18 protein-coding genes and 1 other annotated feature are annotated in these 17,466 nt (G+C 35.0%); of the genes, 14 read left to right on the top strand and 4 right to left on the bottom strand.

Annotated features, from left to right (window positions below; all coding sequences use genetic code 11):
• The first annotated feature begins 7 nt into the window (after positions 1 to 7).
• Positions 8 to 802 carry an SDR family oxidoreductase gene (locus tag MKY70_RS21325; protein ID WP_002143077.1) on the top strand — a complete coding sequence of 265 codons (795 nt, stop codon included), beginning with the start codon at positions 8 to 10 and terminating at the stop codon, positions 800 to 802.
• Positions 803 to 831: 29 nt separating this feature from the next.
• Here MKY70_RS21325 and MKY70_RS21320 read toward each other — a convergent pair whose 3' ends face one another.
• Entirely contained in the window at positions 832 to 1,017 is a 186-nt protein-coding gene (locus tag MKY70_RS21320) for a YqzH family protein (RefSeq protein ID WP_002192562.1), read from the bottom strand.
• Between the two features lie 224 nt (positions 1,018 to 1,241).
• Here MKY70_RS21320 and argC point away from each other — a divergent pair, with 224 nt between their 5' ends.
• The 11 genes from argC to MKY70_RS21265 all read left to right on the top strand — a co-directional run bounded on the left by argC (position 1,242) and on the right by MKY70_RS21265 (position 10,914).
• Positions 1,242 to 2,279 carry an N-acetyl-gamma-glutamyl-phosphate reductase gene (gene argC / locus MKY70_RS21315; RefSeq protein WP_088034332.1) on the top strand — a complete coding sequence of 346 codons (1,038 nt, stop codon included), beginning with the start codon at positions 1,242 to 1,244 and terminating at the stop codon, positions 2,277 to 2,279.
• 10 nt (positions 2,280 to 2,289) lie between these two features.
• Positions 2,290 to 3,513 (top strand): bifunctional glutamate N-acetyltransferase/amino-acid acetyltransferase ArgJ, encoded by a 1,224-nt coding sequence (gene argJ, locus MKY70_RS21310; RefSeq protein ID WP_002192564.1) that lies wholly within the window; start codon positions 2,290 to 2,292, stop codon positions 3,511 to 3,513.
• Between the two features lie 11 nt (positions 3,514 to 3,524).
• Positions 3,525 to 4,292 (top strand): acetylglutamate kinase, encoded by a 768-nt coding sequence (gene argB, locus MKY70_RS21305; RefSeq protein ID WP_088034334.1) that lies wholly within the window; start codon positions 3,525 to 3,527, stop codon positions 4,290 to 4,292.
• A complete protein-coding gene (locus tag MKY70_RS21300) occupies positions 4,289 to 5,449 on the top strand; it encodes an acetylornithine transaminase (RefSeq protein ID WP_000200537.1) in 1,161 nt (386 codons plus the stop codon). Before argB ends, MKY70_RS21300 begins: the two co-directional genes overlap by 4 nt.
• Positions 5,450 to 5,461: 12 nt before the next feature.
• Positions 5,462 to 6,412: an ornithine carbamoyltransferase gene (gene argF / locus MKY70_RS21295; protein WP_088034336.1), complete on the top strand. Its 951-nt coding sequence runs from the start codon at positions 5,462 to 5,464 to the stop codon at positions 6,410 to 6,412.
• A gap of 54 nt (positions 6,413 to 6,466) precedes the next feature.
• Positions 6,467 to 6,589 carry a hypothetical protein gene (locus MKY70_RS21290; protein WP_254904990.1) on the top strand — a complete coding sequence of 41 codons (123 nt, stop codon included), beginning with the start codon at positions 6,467 to 6,469 and terminating at the stop codon, positions 6,587 to 6,589.
• A gap of 181 nt (positions 6,590 to 6,770) precedes the next feature.
• Complete coding sequence (locus MKY70_RS21285; RefSeq protein ID WP_061689288.1) at positions 6,771 to 7,763, top strand: WXG100 family type VII secretion target; 993 nt, start codon at positions 6,771 to 6,773, stop codon at positions 7,761 to 7,763.
• 22 nt (positions 7,764 to 7,785) lie between these two features.
• On the top strand, positions 7,786 to 8,247 hold the full coding sequence (locus tag MKY70_RS21280) for an Imm30 family immunity protein (RefSeq protein ID WP_002190613.1): 462 nt from the start codon (positions 7,786 to 7,788) through the stop codon (positions 8,245 to 8,247).
• Between the two features lie 716 nt (positions 8,248 to 8,963).
• On the top strand, positions 8,964 to 9,776 hold the full coding sequence (gene imm47 / locus MKY70_RS21275; protein ID WP_088034338.1) for an Imm47 family immunity protein: 813 nt from the start codon (positions 8,964 to 8,966) through the stop codon (positions 9,774 to 9,776).
• A 315-nt stretch (positions 9,777 to 10,091) separates the two neighbouring features.
• The gene (locus MKY70_RS21270; RefSeq protein WP_033728147.1) at positions 10,092 to 10,643 is read left to right on the top strand and encodes a DUF2062 domain-containing protein; all 552 of its coding nucleotides are present in this window, start codon (positions 10,092 to 10,094) and stop codon (positions 10,641 to 10,643) included.
• A 58-nt stretch (positions 10,644 to 10,701) separates the two neighbouring features.
• Complete coding sequence (locus tag MKY70_RS21265) at positions 10,702 to 10,914, top strand: hypothetical protein (RefSeq protein ID WP_088034343.1); 213 nt, start codon at positions 10,702 to 10,704, stop codon at positions 10,912 to 10,914.
• 24 nt (positions 10,915 to 10,938) lie between these two features.
• Here the strand turns inward: MKY70_RS21265 and MKY70_RS21260 are convergent, their stop codons facing one another.
• Both MKY70_RS21260 and MKY70_RS21255 read right to left on the bottom strand, forming a co-directional pair.
• Positions 10,939 to 11,385 carry a MarR family winged helix-turn-helix transcriptional regulator gene (locus MKY70_RS21260; RefSeq protein ID WP_002088507.1) on the bottom strand — a complete coding sequence of 149 codons (447 nt, stop codon included), beginning with the start codon at positions 11,383 to 11,385 and terminating at the stop codon, positions 10,939 to 10,941.
• A 72-nt stretch (positions 11,386 to 11,457) separates the two neighbouring features.
• Complete coding sequence (locus tag MKY70_RS21255) at positions 11,458 to 12,237, bottom strand: GDSL-type esterase/lipase family protein (protein ID WP_088034346.1); 780 nt, start codon at positions 12,235 to 12,237, stop codon at positions 11,458 to 11,460.
• 397 nt (positions 12,238 to 12,634) lie between these two features.
• On the opposite strand from MKY70_RS21255, the gene cpdB reads away from it, so the two are divergent.
• Positions 12,635 to 15,016 (top strand): bifunctional 2',3'-cyclic-nucleotide 2'-phosphodiesterase/3'-nucleotidase, encoded by a 2,382-nt coding sequence (gene cpdB / locus MKY70_RS21250; RefSeq protein WP_088034348.1) that lies wholly within the window; start codon positions 12,635 to 12,637, stop codon positions 15,014 to 15,016.
• 56 nt (positions 15,017 to 15,072) lie between these two features.
• On the opposite strand, the gene nhaC is transcribed toward cpdB, so the two are convergent.
• Complete coding sequence (nhaC, locus tag MKY70_RS21245) at positions 15,073 to 16,446, bottom strand: Na+/H+ antiporter NhaC (protein WP_002143067.1); 1,374 nt, start codon at positions 16,444 to 16,446, stop codon at positions 15,073 to 15,075.
• Positions 16,447 to 16,724: 278 nt separating this feature from the next.
• Positions 16,725 to 16,944, bottom strand: a binding site (T-box leader).
• A 142-nt stretch (positions 16,945 to 17,086) separates the two neighbouring features.
• Here nhaC and MKY70_RS21240 point away from each other — a divergent pair.
• Complete coding sequence (locus MKY70_RS21240; protein WP_002128995.1) at positions 17,087 to 17,443, top strand: hypothetical protein; 357 nt, start codon at positions 17,087 to 17,089, stop codon at positions 17,441 to 17,443.
• Positions 17,444 to 17,466: the final 23 nt, after the last annotated feature.

The following is a 17,466-nucleotide window of genomic DNA, read 5'->3' as shown; positions in this document are numbered from 1 at the left end:
GACAGCAATGACGGGACGTTTACAAGAAAAAGTAATCGTCATTACAGGTGCTTCTAGTGGAATTGGAGAGCAAGTTGCAATGCAGGTTGCAGAGCAAGGGGCGACGCCGGTATTAATGGCTCGAACAGAAGAGAAGCTACAAGCATTAGCAGACAAAATTAAAGTAACTTATAATACGCCTTGCTATTACTATGTATTAGATGTAAGTGAAGAAACGAAAGTACAATCTGTTTTTTCAAAGGTATTACAAGAAGTAGGACGTATTGATATATTGGTAAATAATGCTGGGTTTGGTATTTTTAAAACGTTTGAAGATGCTTCAATGGATGAAGTAAAGGATATGTTTCAAGTAAATGTATTTGGATTAGTAGCTTGTACGAAAGCGGTATTACCTAATATGGTAAAAAGGAACGAAGGACAAATTATTAATATTGCTTCATTGGCTGGAAAAATTGCAACTCCGAAGTCGAGTGCTTATGCAGCAACAAAACACGCTGTATTAGGATTTACGAATAGTTTACGTATGGAGTTATCTAACACAAATGTATATGTAACAGCAATTAACCCAGGACCGATAGATACGAACTTTTTTGAAATAGCCGATCAATCAGGTACATATGTGAAAAATATGGGACGTTACATGTTAAAACCAACATATGTAGCAGAACAAATCGTAAAGGCGATGCAAACGAAAAAACGTGAAGTAAACTTGCCGAAGTGGATGGGAATGGGGCCAAAGCTCTACGCATTATTCCCAGGTTTATTTGAACGCGTTGCAGGCAAATCATTAAGTAAAAAATAGGAGATTTCCATATGGAAATCTCCTATTTTTTATTTTCCAGTCACATAATCGTAAACGATATCCTCAACAGCCTCGTATACATCAATTTCAGTCTTTAAATGAATTATCATTTGAATATGTTTAATTAGCATTTCCTGATCCTCTTTTGAAACCGGATTACATTGATATTGCCGAAAACTTTTTATAATCATTTTCTCAATTAATTTTTTATTCATGTTTTTCCCCGCCTGTATGTATACATGTATTGTTTTATTGTACTTGAAGTGAAATGAAAATACTACTATGCACTATTTTTGCATAAAAATCCACTTGTATATATTGCTTTTATAGCAAAATTAATATTTTGAAGTTTTTAAAAATTATAAATATTTAATTGACTTTATAATTATGCAATATTATAATCAAACTTAATTTAAAGAATAGATATGAGGAGGAGCTTATGAAAGTCGCAATTATTGGAGCAACTGGATATGGAGGTATTGAGTTAATTCGGTTATTAGAGCAACATCCATATTTTTCGATAGCATCTCTCCATTCTTTTTCACAAGTCGGTGAATTTATAACAAATGTATACCCGCATTTTCGAAATGTTCTTGTCCATACGTTACAAGAAATTGATGCGGAGAAAATAGAGAAGGAAGCTGAAATTGTATTTTTAGCAACCCCAGCGGGAGTATCGGCAGAGTTAACACCAAAATTATTGGCAGTAGGTTTAAAAGTAATTGACCTATCTGGAGACTTTCGTATGATAGATCCCTCGTCATATGAATTGTGGTATAAAAGGCCAGCTGCACAGGAAGAACTTCTTAGGAAAGCAGTATATGGATTAAGTGAATGGAAAAGGCATGAGATCCAAAATGCAAATTTAATTGCAAACCCAGGATGTTTTGCTACAGCTGCATTATTAGCGGTAGCGCCGTTAGTACGTAGCGGCATAATTGAAGAAGCTTCGATTATTATTGATGCGAAATCAGGAGTATCTGGAGCGGGCAAAACGCCAACAACAATGACTCACTTTCCTGAGTTATACGATAACTTACACATTTATAAAGTTAATCAACATCAGCACGTTCCTGAGATTGAGCAAATGCTTGCAGAGTGGAATCGTGAAACGAAGCCAATCACGTTTAGTACACATTTAATACCGATATCACGAGGGATTATGATTACACTTTATGCGAAAGTGAAAGAGGAAATGAAAATAGAGCAACTTCAAAAGTTGTATGAAGAAACGTATGAATACTCAGCTTTCGTTCGAGTTCGCTTGCAAGGAGAATTTCCAAGTCCGAAAGAAGTAAGGGGCTCAAATTATTGTGATATTGGGATAGCTTACGATGAAAGAACAGAAAGAGTTACGGTCGTTTCTGTTATAGACAATCTGATGAAAGGTGCGGCAGGGCAAGCAGTTCAAAATGCAAATTTATTAGCGGGACTAGAAGAGACAACGGGTTTACAGCATATGCCGCTTTATCCATAAGGGGGAAATTATGATTAAAGCATCGTCTATTAAAAAATTAACAAATGGTTCAATTGTTACACCAAAAGGCTTTTTGGCAATCGGTACTGCAAATGGTCTGAAAAAGGTGAAAAAGGATTTGGGTGCAATCGTTTGTGAGGTGCCAGCATCATGTGCCGCTGTGTATACAACAAATCAAATACAAGCAGCGCCGTTGCAAGTAACGAAGGAGAGCATAGCAGCAGAAGGGAAATTACAAGCAATTGTTGTAAATAGCGGCAATGCAAATGCTTGTACGGGGATGAAAGGATTGCAAGATGCTTATGAGATGCGAACATTAGGAGCGGAACACTTTGGAGTAAAAGAAAAGTACGTCGCAGTCGCTTCAACAGGTGTAATTGGAGTACCTTTACCGATGGATATCATTCGAAAGGGAATTGAATCTCTTGTGCCAACAAAGGAAGTAAGTGAAGCTTATTCTTTTTGTGAAGCAATTTTAACGACAGATCTTATAACGAAAGAAACTTGCTATGAGATGATAATTGATGGGGAAGCAGTGATCATTGCTGGGGTCGCAAAAGGTTCAGGGATGATCAAACCGAATATGGCAACGATGCTTAGTTTTATTACAACAGACGCCAATATAGAGCATGAAGTATTGCAAACAGCATTATCACAAATTACGAATCATACGTTTAATCAAATTACGGTGGACGGAGATACTTCTACAAATGATATGGTCATCGTTATGGCAAGTGGATTATCAGAAACGAAAACGATGAATATGGAACATGAAGACTGGGAAACTTTCGTAGTTGCTTTACAAAAGGTATGTGAAGATTTAGCGAAAAAAATTGCACAAGATGGTGAAGGTGCTACGAAGTTAATAGAAGTAAACGTGTTAGGGGCTAGAACAAATGAAGAAGCAAAGAAAATTGCAAAGCAAATAGTCGGTTCGAGTCTTGTGAAAACAGCGATATATGGTGAAGACCCAAATTGGGGGCGAATTATTAGCAGTATTGGACAAAGTGAAGTAGAGATTAATCCGAATACAATTGATATTACTCTTCAATCTATCGCTGTGTTAAAAAATAGTGAACCTCAAATGTTTTCTGAAGAGGAAATGAAAAAGAGATTACAAGAACATGAAATTATTATTGATGTGTATTTACATTTAGGAGAAGAGAACGGATCAGCTTGGGGCTGTGACTTAAGCTATGAATATGTGAAAATAAACGCTTGTTATCGTACATAAGGAGAGGGAAGATGAGCGATTATATTGTAGTGAAATGCGGCGGTAGTATGTTGGATCAATTAAATGATGTGTTTTTTGATTGTATAAAGAAATTGCAACAAAAGTATAAGGTAGTGATTGTTCATGGTGGTGGTCCAGAAATTGATGCCAAATTAAAAGATTGTAACATCAAAGTAGAGAAAAGAGATGGGTTACGAGTAACACCAAGAGAAGTTATGGATATTGTTCAAATGGTGCTATGTGGAAGTACGAATAAAAAACTCGTAATGAATTTAAAAAAGCATAATTTACTTGCGGTAGGTTGTTCAGGATGTGACGGCAATTTACTTCAAGTTCAACCTGTCAGCAAGGAGATAGGATATGTGGGAGAAGTAAGTTATGTCGAAACAGCCTTACTAAAAGGGTTAATAAATATGAATTATATTCCTGTTATTGCTCCAATCGGGATAAATGAAAATGAGATTTATAACATAAATGCGGATAATGCTGCAGCTGGAATTGCGGCAGCATTATCTGCAAAGGAACTCATTTTTATTACAGATGTAGATGGAATATTACATGAAGGAAAATTAGTAAAGAAAACGGACGAATTTGAAATTGATACTTTTATTGAAAAAGGGGTTATTACAGGCGGGATGATTCCGAAAGTACAGGCGGCACTAGCGTCATTAAAAATGGGAGTGCAAAAGGTAAGTGTCGTGAATGGTACAAAAGACTTTGCTGAAGTTACCGGAGAGTGTATTGGAACGACGGTAACGAAAGGAGTGAGTATTGTATGACAAGTCATCTTTTTCAAACGTATGGGAGAAGAACTATTGAGTTTGTAAAGGGAAAGGGAACGAAAGTTATTGATACAAATGGTAAGCAATATTTAGATTTCACTTCCGGTATTGGAGTATGTAATGTAGGACATTGTCATCCTACTGTGATGAAAGCTGTACAAGAGCAACTTGATGATATATGGCATATATCTAATCTGTTTACAAACAGCTTACAAGAAGAAGTCGCGTCATTATTAACAGAAAATATAGCATTAGATCATGTATTCTTTTGTAATAGCGGGGCAGAGGCGAATGAAGCAGCTTTGAAGCTAGCCCGTAAGCATACTGGAAAATCTCTCGTCGTAACATGTGAGCAGTCTTTTCACGGGAGAACATTCGGAACGATGAGTGCGACGGGGCAAAATAAAGTGAAAGAAGGATTTGGTCCGCTCCTTCCGTCTTTTTTACATATCCCTTTTAACGATATAAAGGCGTTAGAGGAAGTAATGAATGAAGAAGTTGCGGCGATAATGGTAGAAGTTGTTCAAGGAGAGGGAGGAGTCATACCTGCTGATTTATCTTTTTTGAAAGCAATTGAAGCATTATGTAATAAGTTTGGCTCCTTATTTATTATAGACGAAGTACAAACGGGGATAGGAAGAACAGGAACACTATTCGCTTACGAACAAATGGGAATAAAACCTGATATCGTTACCGTTGCAAAGGCACTAGGAAATGGTATTCCTGTTGGAGCGATGATTGGTCGGAAAGAGCTCGGAACGTCGTTCACTGCAGGATCACACGGTTCAACTTTTGGCGGGAATTATATTGCGATGGCTGCAGCGAAAGAAGTATTACAAGTAAGTAAAAGACCATCGTTTTTAAAAGAAGTACAAGAAAAGGGCGAGTACGTATTAGAGAAGTTGCAAGAGGAATTACAACATGTCGAATATATTCAAAATATACGTGGTAAGGGGCTTATGATTGGAATTGAGTGTAAGCATGAAGTTTCAAGTTTTATAGAACAACTAGAAAAATCAGGACTTCTCGTATTACAAGCAGGGCCTAATGTTATAAGACTATTACCGCCACTCATTGTAACGAATGAAGAGCTAGAACAGGCAGTATATATGATAAAAAAAGTGGTTTGTACAAAAAATGCATCAATCATATAAGGGGGGAATTTCATGTCAACTGTACAAGTACCGAAATTAAATACGAAAGATCTTTTAACACTAGAAGAATTGACGCAAGAAGAAATCATTTCTTTAATTGAGTTTGCTATATATTTAAAAAAGAATAAGCAGGAGCCTTTATTACAAGGAAAAATATTAGGGCTCATTTTTGATAAACATTCAACTCGTACTCGCGTATCTTTTGAAGCAGGAATGGTACAGCTCGGAGGACATGGCATGTTTTTAAGTGGGAAAGAGATGCAAATTGGAAGAGGGGAGAGCGTTTCAGATACTGCGAAAGTGTTATCTCATTACATTGACGGGATTATGATACGTACATTTTCACATGCGGATGTAGAAGAGCTTGCAAAAGAATCGAGCATACCTGTAATTAATGGATTAACGGATGATCATCATCCATGTCAAGCGTTGGCAGATTTAATGACGATTTATGAAGAAGTGAAGACATTTAAAGGAATTAAATTGGCTTACGTAGGTGATGGGAATAACGTATGTCATTCATTGTTGTTAGCGAGTGCGAAAGTCGGAATGAATATGACTGTTGCAACGCCTGTAGGGTATGAACCGAATGAGGAAATTGTAAAAAAAGCGTTAGCGATTGCTGAAGAAACAGGAGCTGAAATTGAAATTTTGCATAACCCTGAACTAGCGGTGAGTGAAGCGGATTTCATTTATACTGACGTTTGGATGAGCATGGGGCAAGAGGGAGAAGAAGAGAAATATACTTTATTTCAACCTTACCAAATCAATAAAGAACTTGTTATGCATGCGAAGCAAACATATCGTTTCTTACACTGTTTACCTGCCCATCGTGAAGAAGAGGTAATAGGAGAAATTATAGATGGACCACAGTCTATCGTATTTGAGCAAGCTGGTAATCGATTACATGCGCAAAAAGCATTATTAGTAAGTTTATTTAAAAATGTAGAAGAGCCTTCCTAAATGATGTGCACCCCAATTGTTAGACACGAATAACAATTGGAGGTGTATTTTTTTATGGTTAAATTCTTACTAGAAGAAAAAGTAAATGAAATAAAAACATATTCCATTCAGTATACACTGAATGTACTTAATTATATGGATAGACGAGGGATATCCATTAGAGAAATAGCTACTTAATTTTTTATCTAACCTTTTGGGCCCTGTTCACCAGGAAGGCTCTTTCCTTTACTTCACATACACTTCATTTGTTGTTAAGCAGGTTTTATGTTATATAAAGACTTTTGGTTAGCCTGAAGTTTCCGTATTTACATTTTTTTCTTTTTATCTCATAATTTTAATTGGGAGAGGGAGGAAAAAAATGGTTCAAATTAAAGTAACACCTGAAATGCTAGAAGAAGTTGCTAATCGTGCAAGTAATACTCGAATCGCATTAGAATCTATACATAATAAATTATGTAATGAAATAGATCAATTGTGTTTTCAGTGGATTGGTGCCTCCAATCAACAGTTCATTCAAATGTTCAATGATGCGCGACCAAAAGCTTTTACATCTATTCATTCACTTGTAAAAGTAGAAGAAGATTTGAAACGAATTGCTGAGAAATTCCGCAATACAGATAATCAAGATGTTACAATGGAAAAAGGTGCAATGTGTGGACCACTATCATCAGAAAAAGAGGGTTTTGATGGTAAAAAACTAGCTAGGGATATAGCGGGTGAAATAAGTGGGGAGTATGATGTTCGTCGTGTTTGGGATGGTATTGATCCATCTACTGGCGAAAAACTTTCGGGGTGGGAACGTGCTGGGGCAGGTGTCATGGCTGTAGCCGGCCTTACACCCTTTGGAAAGATAGCTAAAGTAGGAAAAGGAGTTAAAATGACTGCTAAGGCTACTGAGGCTGTGAATAAAGCTAAAAAAGTACCTGTGGAGAAAGTCAATGGAGTTAATGGTGCGGATAAAGCTCTATTGACTAATGAAGGAAAAGTTGGAACCTATAAACAACTTGTGAAACAAGGAACTGCTTTTGATAATATTACTCCACATCATATGCCTTCTGCACAGAAAATGAAACAAGCTGGTATAAAAAGGAATGATGGTGTGAGTATGAATATGGAACAACCTCATCCTGGAACTGGTGGGAGACATCGTGAAACATATACATATGGTCTATCAGGAGAAAAATCGCAGGCGTATTTAAACCTTAGCTTTCGTGAGGCCTTATCTCATGATATCTTGGATGCTCGAAAAATTTATATAAAAGATGGTTTATATACTGCTGAGATAAGAGAAGGTTTAAGAGAAGTTATTAAAAGAAACAAAGAGCTGTATCCGCATTTATTTGATAAATAAAACATGGAAAGGATGATTACCTTTGGATATTAAGAGTCATTTAAAAAGACTATATGATAATCGTTTATTAGAAAATGAAAATGAGATACGAGATTTTAATGAGTCATTAATGGAAGTAATAGAGTACAATGACGTCTCTGTTATTACAGATTTATGTTTAGTTCTGGATGATGAGACTGAGCAATTTGAGGTTATGTTTGGTTTGATTCATGGAATAGAGAGCTTATATAAAAATAACATAGAAGAAGGACTTGTATGTATTGTTAAAGCTTTTCCAAAGATGATTAACTCAGCTAAAGAATGGGTAGAAATTTTACATTATAGAATTCTTAATCACCCTCAAGTAAGATTAGCATATGGAAAAGTACTTTCGGGATTTGATCCATCAATTACGATTAGTATTAAAGAATTATTGATTGATATAAAAAATGAAGACCCTGATATGTTTAGTGAATCTGTTAATGAGGTAATTAAGAGCATCTAACCATCTAATGTTTAAAGTTGAAACGATATATAAGCACATAAGGCAAGCTAACAGAAAAGAATTTATTATTGGAGTGGAAAGAAAAAGAAAAAGAATAAGAATAAGAATAAGCTATTAAAAAGTACATACTCCATGATGGTTGTACCATCATGGAGTACTGTGTGCAATGATAGAATAGAAAAACGAAGTACGAGCTTAGGCGAGATGACATTTTACTGGATGATGAATATAAACACATGGAATGGACATAAAACTAATGAACTCGTACAAACTCGTAAGTTTTAACGTAGTAGTTGTCACAACATATAAAGGCTGTCAAACTGTTACTACAAAACTTAGAAATCTATGCTACTTAAAAACAGATGAACTTAAAGCACTGGGTTGTCGATTAAAGGCAACAAGTGCTTTTTTGTTTTAGCGTAGAAATAAGTTGGTACACGTATAATTGTATAAGTGTATGAAGTCTTAAATTTTATAGACTGTAATTTATCGCAATGTTCAAGATGGCGATAGTAAAGAGCTAATTTTAGTTAATAATGATGGTACACTTTCCTTAAATAGTAAATGGAGGGGAAATCATAACTTAAATGTATCTACTAGAAAAGAGCACTCTACATATTTTAAAAATAAACGATCAGACTCATATATATTGTGGGATTTGAAGTAACATAAGTATTTAGATAAATTAATTAAAGAAAATGGGAAGAGATAATTTAATGAAAGTAGGTGCGTTTATGGGAGAAACAGGAAATCTGATGAGTAGTAAATGGTTTGGAGAAAAAACGACGTTAGCTCAATCGGAAATTAAAGAAGAAATTTTAAAATCTGTAACAGAAAAGGAAGTTTTATTTAACTTAATAGAATTATTTAAAACGGGGGATTTTACTCAAAAACCACTATTCGTTCAATTAATGAATCAGACTAAAGATGAGACGATTCTAAATTTATGTATTAGAGTGTTTTTCTCTGTCGCAACACATGAAGACTTAAGGGATTCAAATAATCTTCGTTTTCTTAGTGAGGCAACTGAAGAGACAGTAGAGACTTTTGCATCAGCAGCCACAACCTCACTTTCTTTTGAGGTAATTCCATATTTATTGGCTTTACTGGAAGAGTGGGAGGAAGTTAGTGATACAGCTACTATAATAAGAGACTCTATTGATTCTTTTATTAATTTTGAAGAGCAAATTGGTGAAGAGGCAACTATTAATGAAATTGGAAGTTTTTATTTTATATATTGTCAGGAAAAGGATACAGATAGATATTATTTTCAACAAAATTTAGCTTTTCCAGGAGACTTAGCTAAAAAAATGATTCAGCGGGTTATGATTGCTGCAAATAATAAAGAACCATTAAAAATGGAATTAATACCATCTTTATTATCAATTTGGACTGGTGAAAGAGTGCCTGCGGATTACACCACTATTATTAGTGCAAGCAATTATAAAGATTTTATTGTTTATATAAATGGAATTTCAAGTGAAAACTGGGAAAAGGGACAAAAGTATTTTTACGGATATAAGCTTTGACTATAATATATGAACTTAAAGCACTTACTTGCAGACAAAAGGCAACAAGTGCTTTTTTCGTCTTGATATAAAAATAAATGACATGGGACAAACATTAGGAGAATAAATAAGAAAGAAGCCGTCCAACTAAAGTGCACCTCAAATTTTTAGACACGAATAACAATTAGAGGTGTGCTTTTTTATATTGAAATGTCGTATGTATATTTGGTTAACCATCTCTATATCATTTATAATAAAAAGAGTAAACTACATTTGTTTTTCATATCATGTAAGGACATACTAGATAGAAAAAATATAGTTAAAGAGATGATGAATTTGAAAACAACTAAGAAAACATATTCGTTTTTTCAGCGGATGTGGAGAATATTAAAGTTTCAATATTATAAGTTGCTTCGATCACCAGAAGGAGCAAAGAAAGTGTCGTTAGGTTTTGCGATTGGATTTGGTTTAGAAATGTTGGTAATTTATACGGCATCGCTCGTATATTTAATATTTTATCCAATTGTCAGGTTAGCAAAAGGATCTTTTCCAGCCGCAGTCATTGGTAATATTATTGGGAAAATATCGTTTCTCCCAGTATTTTTATTTCCATTTGCTTATGCGCTAGGAAAAATGATTTACCCATTTCATGTACAGAAAATACATCATGAACCATTTACGATATCAGATTTGTTTTCGAGCCATATTTTTACGATGTTAAAGAGCTTATTACAGAGTGAAGTATATGTATTAATTGGTATGACGATAATAGGAATTGTGTTTGGGGTAATTTCATATTTCGTTGTGCATTATTTATATGAAAAGAATCGTAAGTTACGTTTGAAGAAAAGAAAGAAACAAGTGAGAGAACCACTTGTTCAAATATAAAGAATGTCACATTCATTTTCTCCTTTGAATATGTTTAAGAAAAAGGGGGAGAGAATGAATGTATTATTACTATGTACCTCAAGTATATCCATATACAAATTATTATCCTGTAACTGGAGTGAGACAGCAATTCGGAGTATATCCGCAGCAACAAATACAGCAAATGCAGCAAATGCAACAGCCTGAGCAGCAACTTGTTCAAGAACGAAAACCGTATTTAATGACATGGCCGTATTCAAATGTATACTATGGTAATTATTACGAATCATAAAGCTGCTTCTATTTAGAAGCAGCTTTATGCGTTTGTTTTCAAAATTAAATTTTGAATGGTTTTAAGAGAATAAATGAGCTTTTCACGCTCTTCCTCAGATAATGTTTGAAAATTTTCTTTTAGTTTTCCTAAAATGAATTGCTGATACTGACTTACTAACATTTTCCCTTCAGTTGTTAGGGAAATTAAAATGACCCTTCGATCTTTTTCGCTATAATGACGCTCTATTAGCTCTTCTTGAATAAGTTTGTTTAATAGAGGGGTCATGTTAGGCCGTGAAATCGCTAGCCGCTTGCCAATTTCTGAAACTGCTAATGTACCATTTTCATGCAAAAGCAGTAACACTTGCGTATGTGATGGCGGCATATGTCTTTGAGAAGAAAACTCTCCAGGAAGCATAAATTTGCGATAAAAAAGAGGCACTAGCGAAAGAAGATGATCAACAATACGTTCCCACTCGCGTGATTCCATATAACGGCCCCCTTCCACTATCATTGTAACAAAAAAGACAAGGTATAAAAATAGAATTGTTTCACGGTAACCTTAATATTTGTAGGATAACACTTGTTTTGTAAATGTATTGGCAATTATCGCATAACCGTTATCATTTGGGTGTACTTGGTCAAATAGTAATTCTTTTTTATCATTCGATATTAATTTGCGAATTGGTAAAACGATCGACGGTTGATTTGCTTTTGAAATAGAATAAACAGAATCATTCCAACCATCTAAAAACATATCTGCATAACTTGAGATGGAGTCATCTAGTTGTAAAGGGTTATAGAGTTCAGAGAGAATGAGTAAAGCATTCGGATTTTGATCTCGAACGGTCTTTACAATATTTTTTACATCCGTTTCAAAACGGGCTTTTTCCTTATTTAAAATTTTAATACCATCTATAACACCTACATCACGATTTAAGCGGAATAAATTATTTGCTCCAATATTAATAGTAATTATATTTGCTTCCCTAATTTTTTGTTGAACTTCTTCTGACTGGACTTTTTTAACGAGACGATCTGTAGTGAGACCATTTACACCGAGGTTTTCTACCCTAATTGGTTTATGAATTTGTCCTTCTAATTGTTTAGAAGCTAATTCGGCAAATCCCCCTTGTGTAGATCCATATCCTTTTGCAAGTGAATCACCTAATACGAGGTGATAAAAGGAATCATTCGTTTGCTTATCAATCCAACTGGGAGCAGATGTTTTTTCTGTTTTTCTTTCATTTTCTTTTTGTTTTGTCTCATCGTTCTTTTCAAAATTAGAATAAGAAATGATTAGAAGGAGGAGACAAACAATTGTTAAGATGACTTTTTTCATAAATTCATCCTCCTTGTAATTGGTAATTGTATCATATTCAGCAGTATAAGCAATGTAAGGGCATATTATCTGTTTATGAAAACTTTACAGAAAATTTGTTGAAGTTTGTCAAAAAATATTGACGATACGAAAGAACTTTATATATGATAATGTCAGATAAGGTGAAATTATTGTTAGTGGAGCATGATTTCCTACTAATGATGTATCTTAACCAATCGGGCGTTAAAGAGCAGTGGAACTTTTTGTTTACCTATTTCTTTGAGGGAGCAGTCTGTTGTTCGTTAACGTGGGATAAAGTGAAAAGCATCGCTCTAATAGAAGAAAAAAGGTATGTGGTTAGGGACTGATAGAGATGCACTTCATTATTTTGGGGTAATTATATAAGGGGGATTTTTTTGTGAAAAAGTCAAAAAAAATGCTAGCTGGAGCAACACTTGCTATTGGCGTTATAGCACCGCAAGTGTTGCCGACAACAGCTCATGCAGAGGAAAAAGCTGGGGAGAATACAGTTAACTTACGAATTCTAGAAACATCGGATATTCACGTTAACTTAATGAATTACGATTATTATCAAACGAAAACAGATAATAAAGTAGGTCTTGTGCAAACTGCAACACTCGTTAATAAAGCACGTGAAGAAGCGAAAAACTCTGTCCTATTTGATGATGGAGATGCATTACAAGGGACACCGCTTGGAGATTATGTAGCGAATAAAATAAAAGATCAGGAGAAGGAGAATTCTGTTGATCCTAACTATGTCCATCCATTATATCGTGTAATGAATTTAATGAAGTATGACGTCATCTCTCTTGGGAATCATGAATTTAACTACGGTTTAGAGTATTTAAAAAAAGTGATTAAAAAAACGGATTTCCCGGTTATTAACTCGAATGTCTATATAGATGATCATGATGGTAATGATGAGAATGACAAGCATTACTTTGATAAACCATATCATATTTTTGAGAAAGAAGTAGTGGATGAATCAGGTCAAAAACAAAAGGTGAAAATTGGTGTAATGGGATTTGTTCCACCTCAAGTTATGAATTGGGATAAAGCGAATTTAGAAGGAAAAGTAAAAGCAAAAGATATTGTGCAAACAGCGAAAAAATTAGTTCCGGAAATGAAGGCGCAAGGTGCGGATATTATAGTTGCACTAGCGCATTCAGGTGTTGATAAGAGTGGATACAACGAAGGAATGGAAAATGCATCGTTTTATTTAGCGACAGAAGTTCCTGGCGTAGATGCAGTATTAATGGGACATTCACATACTGAAGTGAAGGACGTATTTAATGGTGTTCCAGTTGTAATGCCTGGTGTTTTTGGTAGTAACTTAGGTATTATTGATATGCAATTGAAAAAGGTAAATGGAAAATGGGAAGTACAAAAAGATCAGTCTAAGCCGCAACTTCGTCCGATTGCTGATAGTAAAGGGAACCCATTAGTACAATCTGATCAAAAACTAGTTAATGAAATTAAAGATGATCATCAAGCGACAATCGATTATGTAAATACAGCTGTAGGTAAAACGACAGCACCAATTAATAGTTATTTTTCATTAGTACAAGATGATCCTTCTGTACAACTTGTGACAAATGCACAAAAATGGTATGTAGAAAAGTTATTTGCTGAAAATGGACAGTATAGCAAATATAAAGGAATTCCAGTTTTATCTGCAGGTGCGCCATTTAAAGCAGGTGGCCGAAACGGTGCTACATATTATACTGATATTCCAGCTGGAACGTTAGCGATTAAAAACGTTGCAGATTTATATGTATATCCGAATACGTTATATGCTGTAAAAGTAAATGGGGCACAAGTGAAAGAATGGCTTGAAATGTCTGCAGGTCAGTTTAATCAAATTGATTCAAAGAAAACAGAAGAACAGCCACTAGTAAATATAGGTTATCCTACATATAATTTTGATATTTTAGATGGTCTAAAATACGAAATTGACGTGACGCAACCAGCGAAATACGATAAAGATGGTAAAGTTGTAAATGAAAATACGAATCGTATTGTAAATATGACGTATGAAGGTAAGCCTGTAGCTGACAATCAAGAGTTCATCGTAGCTACAAATAACTATCGTGGAAGTAGCCAAACGTTCCCTGGTGTAAGTAAAGGGGAAGTTGTATACCAATCACAAGATGAAACACGTCAAATCATTGTGAAATATATGCAAGAAACACCAATTATTGATCCAGCAGCAGATCAAAATTGGACGTTTAAGCCGATTGTTGCAGATAAATTAAATACAACATTTGATTCTTCACCAAATGCACAAAATCATATAAAGAAAGATGGAAAGATATCATATGTTGGACCATCTGAAAATGAATTTGCTAAATATGCAATTGATATAACGAAGAAGAATGATGATAAGGAAACTGGTGGAGAGAATCCAACGACGCCACCAACAGGTGAGGGCAATAACGGAGAAAATCCAACGACACCACCAACAGGTGAAGGCAATAACGGAGAGAATCCAACAATACCGCCAACAGGTGAAGGCAATAACGGAGAAAATCCAACGACACCACCAACAGGTGAAGGCAATAATGGAAATGAACCAAAACAAGATGGAAATAATACAGGATCTGGACAAACTACAACGGATAATCAAAACTCAAAAGAAACAACAACTGTAAGTGAAAATAAAGAAGTACGTGATTTACCGAAAACAGGTACAAGTGTTGCTTCTACAATTGGAGCAGGTTTGGCGTTTGTTGGAGCGGGATTACTTATGTTATTTAGAAGAAAGAAAGCAAATAGATAGTAAAGTATTGTAAAAAAAGGATTACCGTAATCGGTAATCCTTTTTTTACGTATATATTATGAAACTGGTACTGCTTTTTCTTTCTTCCATGAAAGGCCAAATCCAGTAAAGCCGACGATAATCGTTAAGACTGGGCAAGCTAAACAGAAGATTGCGTATGGAAGGTAATCGAATGTTGGAACGCCAAGGACGTTTGTTAAGAATACACCACTTACACCCCATGGTACGAGCGGGTTAATGACTGTACCTGCATCTTCTAATACGCGTGATAAATTACGACGTTCTAAACCGACTTCATCGTATTTATTAGCGAATGCTTGTCCTGTTAAAACGATGGATAAGTACTGCTCACCAAGTAAGAAGTTTACACCAATTGCAGTTGAAGCAGTAGAAATAATTAAGCGTGTGCTATTTTTTACGAAGCTAGAGATAATATTCATCAGCTGCGCTATAATACCCATTCCTTGTAATAATCCTCCCATACAAAGAGCTAGGAAAATAAGAGCAATCGACATCATCATACTTTGTAGACCACCGCGAGATAGTAAGCTATCAATGTCTTTAATACCAGTTTTAGAAACGTAGCCGTCTTGCATAATTTTCATTAAATCAGCTAAAGAAGTGCTAGGTTTAAAAATAAAGAGAATAATAATTCCTACCACAATTCCTGCAAGCAATGTTGGAACTGCTGGAACCTTTTTAAATGCGAATAGGAACAGTAATAAAATTGGAATAAGTGTAACGATAGAAATCGTTGTGTTTTTTTCTAACGTGCTAATAAAGTTTGTGAAGTCAACGTCTCCACTAGTACCGCTTCCTAAAATGAAAAATGCGATAAAAGCAATAATGAAAGCAGGAACTGTTGTCCAAAGCATGTTGCGAATATGCTCAAATAAATCTACACCCGTTACAGCAGGAGCTAAGTTTGTTGTATCAGATAAAGGAGACATTTTATCTCCAAAGAATGCACCAGAAATAATTGCACCAGCGATCAGAGCTGGATCGTATCCGAGAGCACTACCCATTCCCATAAAGGCAAGTCCTACAGTTGCGGCAGTTGTAAATGCACTACCGATACTCGTTCCAACAATTGCACAAACAACAAAAACAGTAGGAACGAAAATTTTTGGAGATACAAGTTGGAATCCGTATACCATTAAAGTTGGAATTGTTCCAGCTGCGATCCAAACACTAATTAATACGCCTACAAGTAAGAAAATAAAAATAGATGGAATACCAGCTGAAACACTACTTATCATTCCTTTTTCCATAGTAGACCAAGAGATTTTTTTCATAAATCCAAATGCTAATAAAAGAACGATACCAAATAAAATTGGGATGTGTGGTGAAACTTCTAATTTGATAACACTAAAGCCAATACAGAAAAAAATAAAAATTGTTAAAAGAACAGATTCAATTTTTGAAACCATTGTTTTCCCCTCCTAAGTAATTTAAAATAGCTCTTTTTTATATAAAATTCGCCAATATTGTATATTTCCTTCTAAAATTTAGGATTTTGTGACAAATTAACGGTAATTGTCAACATCTCAATATGATACGGAAATGATTGGATAAAAAAACGCCCCTGCATATAATTATGCAGGGACGAAGAAATCGCGGTACCACCCTAGCTTGTGAAAGGAATGTATCACAAAATAAAGGATCATATGATATGCGCTCATAAAAATAAAAACGCCCCTGCAATATATGCAGGGACGAAAAATTCGCGGTACCACCCTAAATTGTGAAACAGTTTCATTTCACCACTCTTTAGACATAACGGTCTAAACCGTCTTTCACTACTCCTCACGTTTCGTAAAAGAAGCTCCAGGGGGTAATTCATAAATCGCTCTGTACTGGTTCGCACCGACCACCAGCTCTCTGAAATCAGAAAACGAAATACTACTAAATCCTATCAACGCCGATTCATATGATGTTAGTTAAATTTTTATCATATATTCATCATACATGTCAATAAAAACATTCGATATTTTTTTAGGGAAATAAAGGAGAAATGTTTTTCACACTGTAAAAATGTGCGTTATAATGAATTTGAAAGGGGAGGAAAGAGTGAAGAAAAAAATAATTCTTTTTACCACCTTACTAGTCGTTGGCGGAAGTGCTGGAATTTACACAGCTTTTGCAGCTGAATCAGAGCAGTCGAAACAAAAGCAAATACAGCAGTCAGAAGTGAAGAAAGTGAAAGAAACTGAAGAGAAGAAATCGATGGAAAAAGCAGCTACTAAACTAGGAGTTTCTACTGAGGGGAAAACAAAAGAAGAGGTTACAAAAGAAGTAGATACCGCTAGATTTGAGCAGCGCCATGATTTGTTAATTGAGCATGCTAAGCAACTTGGAATTGATACAGAAGGAAAAAAAGATGAAGAGATTATTTTAGAAATTGGAAAGATACAACATGGAAAGTAGAACAACTTATCGTATGATAAGTT

Origin of the sequence: Bacillus sp. FSL R9-9492, from assembly GCF_038007365.1 — a bacterium.
GTDB classification, from domain to species: Bacteria; Bacillota; Bacilli; order Bacillales; family Bacillaceae_G; genus Bacillus_A; species Bacillus_A mycoides.
This window is presented reverse-complemented; position numbering and strand designations above follow the sequence as displayed.

Excerpts from the sequence above, each read along its gene's own strand:
- MKY70_RS21325 (WP_002143077.1), top strand. The coding sequence starts at position 8 with ATGACGGGACGTTTACAAGAAAAAGTAATCGTCATTACAGGTGCTTCT.
- MKY70_RS21320 (WP_002192562.1), bottom strand. The coding sequence starts at position 1,017 with ATGAATAAAAAATTAATTGAGAAAATGATTATAAAAAGTTTTCGGCAA.
- argC (WP_088034332.1), top strand. The coding sequence starts at position 1,242 with ATGAAAGTCGCAATTATTGGAGCAACTGGATATGGAGGTATTGAGTTA.
- argJ (WP_002192564.1), top strand. The coding sequence starts at position 2,290 with ATGATTAAAGCATCGTCTATTAAAAAATTAACAAATGGTTCAATTGTT.
- argB (WP_088034334.1), top strand. The coding sequence starts at position 3,525 with ATGAGCGATTATATTGTAGTGAAATGCGGCGGTAGTATGTTGGATCAA.
- MKY70_RS21300 (WP_000200537.1), top strand. The coding sequence starts at position 4,289 with ATGACAAGTCATCTTTTTCAAACGTATGGGAGAAGAACTATTGAGTTT.
- argF (WP_088034336.1), top strand. The coding sequence starts at position 5,462 with ATGTCAACTGTACAAGTACCGAAATTAAATACGAAAGATCTTTTAACA.
- MKY70_RS21290 (WP_254904990.1), top strand. The coding sequence starts at position 6,467 with ATGGTTAAATTCTTACTAGAAGAAAAAGTAAATGAAATAAAAACATAT.
- MKY70_RS21285 (WP_061689288.1), top strand. The coding sequence starts at position 6,771 with ATGGTTCAAATTAAAGTAACACCTGAAATGCTAGAAGAAGTTGCTAAT.
- imm47 (WP_088034338.1), top strand. The coding sequence starts at position 8,964 with ATGAAAGTAGGTGCGTTTATGGGAGAAACAGGAAATCTGATGAGTAGT.
- MKY70_RS21265 (WP_088034343.1), top strand. The coding sequence starts at position 10,702 with ATGTATTATTACTATGTACCTCAAGTATATCCATATACAAATTATTAT.
- MKY70_RS21260 (WP_002088507.1), bottom strand. The coding sequence starts at position 11,385 with ATGGAATCACGCGAGTGGGAACGTATTGTTGATCATCTTCTTTCGCTA.
- MKY70_RS21255 (WP_088034346.1), bottom strand. The coding sequence starts at position 12,237 with ATGAAAAAAGTCATCTTAACAATTGTTTGTCTCCTCCTTCTAATCATT.
- nhaC (WP_002143067.1), bottom strand. The coding sequence starts at position 16,446 with ATGGTTTCAAAAATTGAATCTGTTCTTTTAACAATTTTTATTTTTTTC.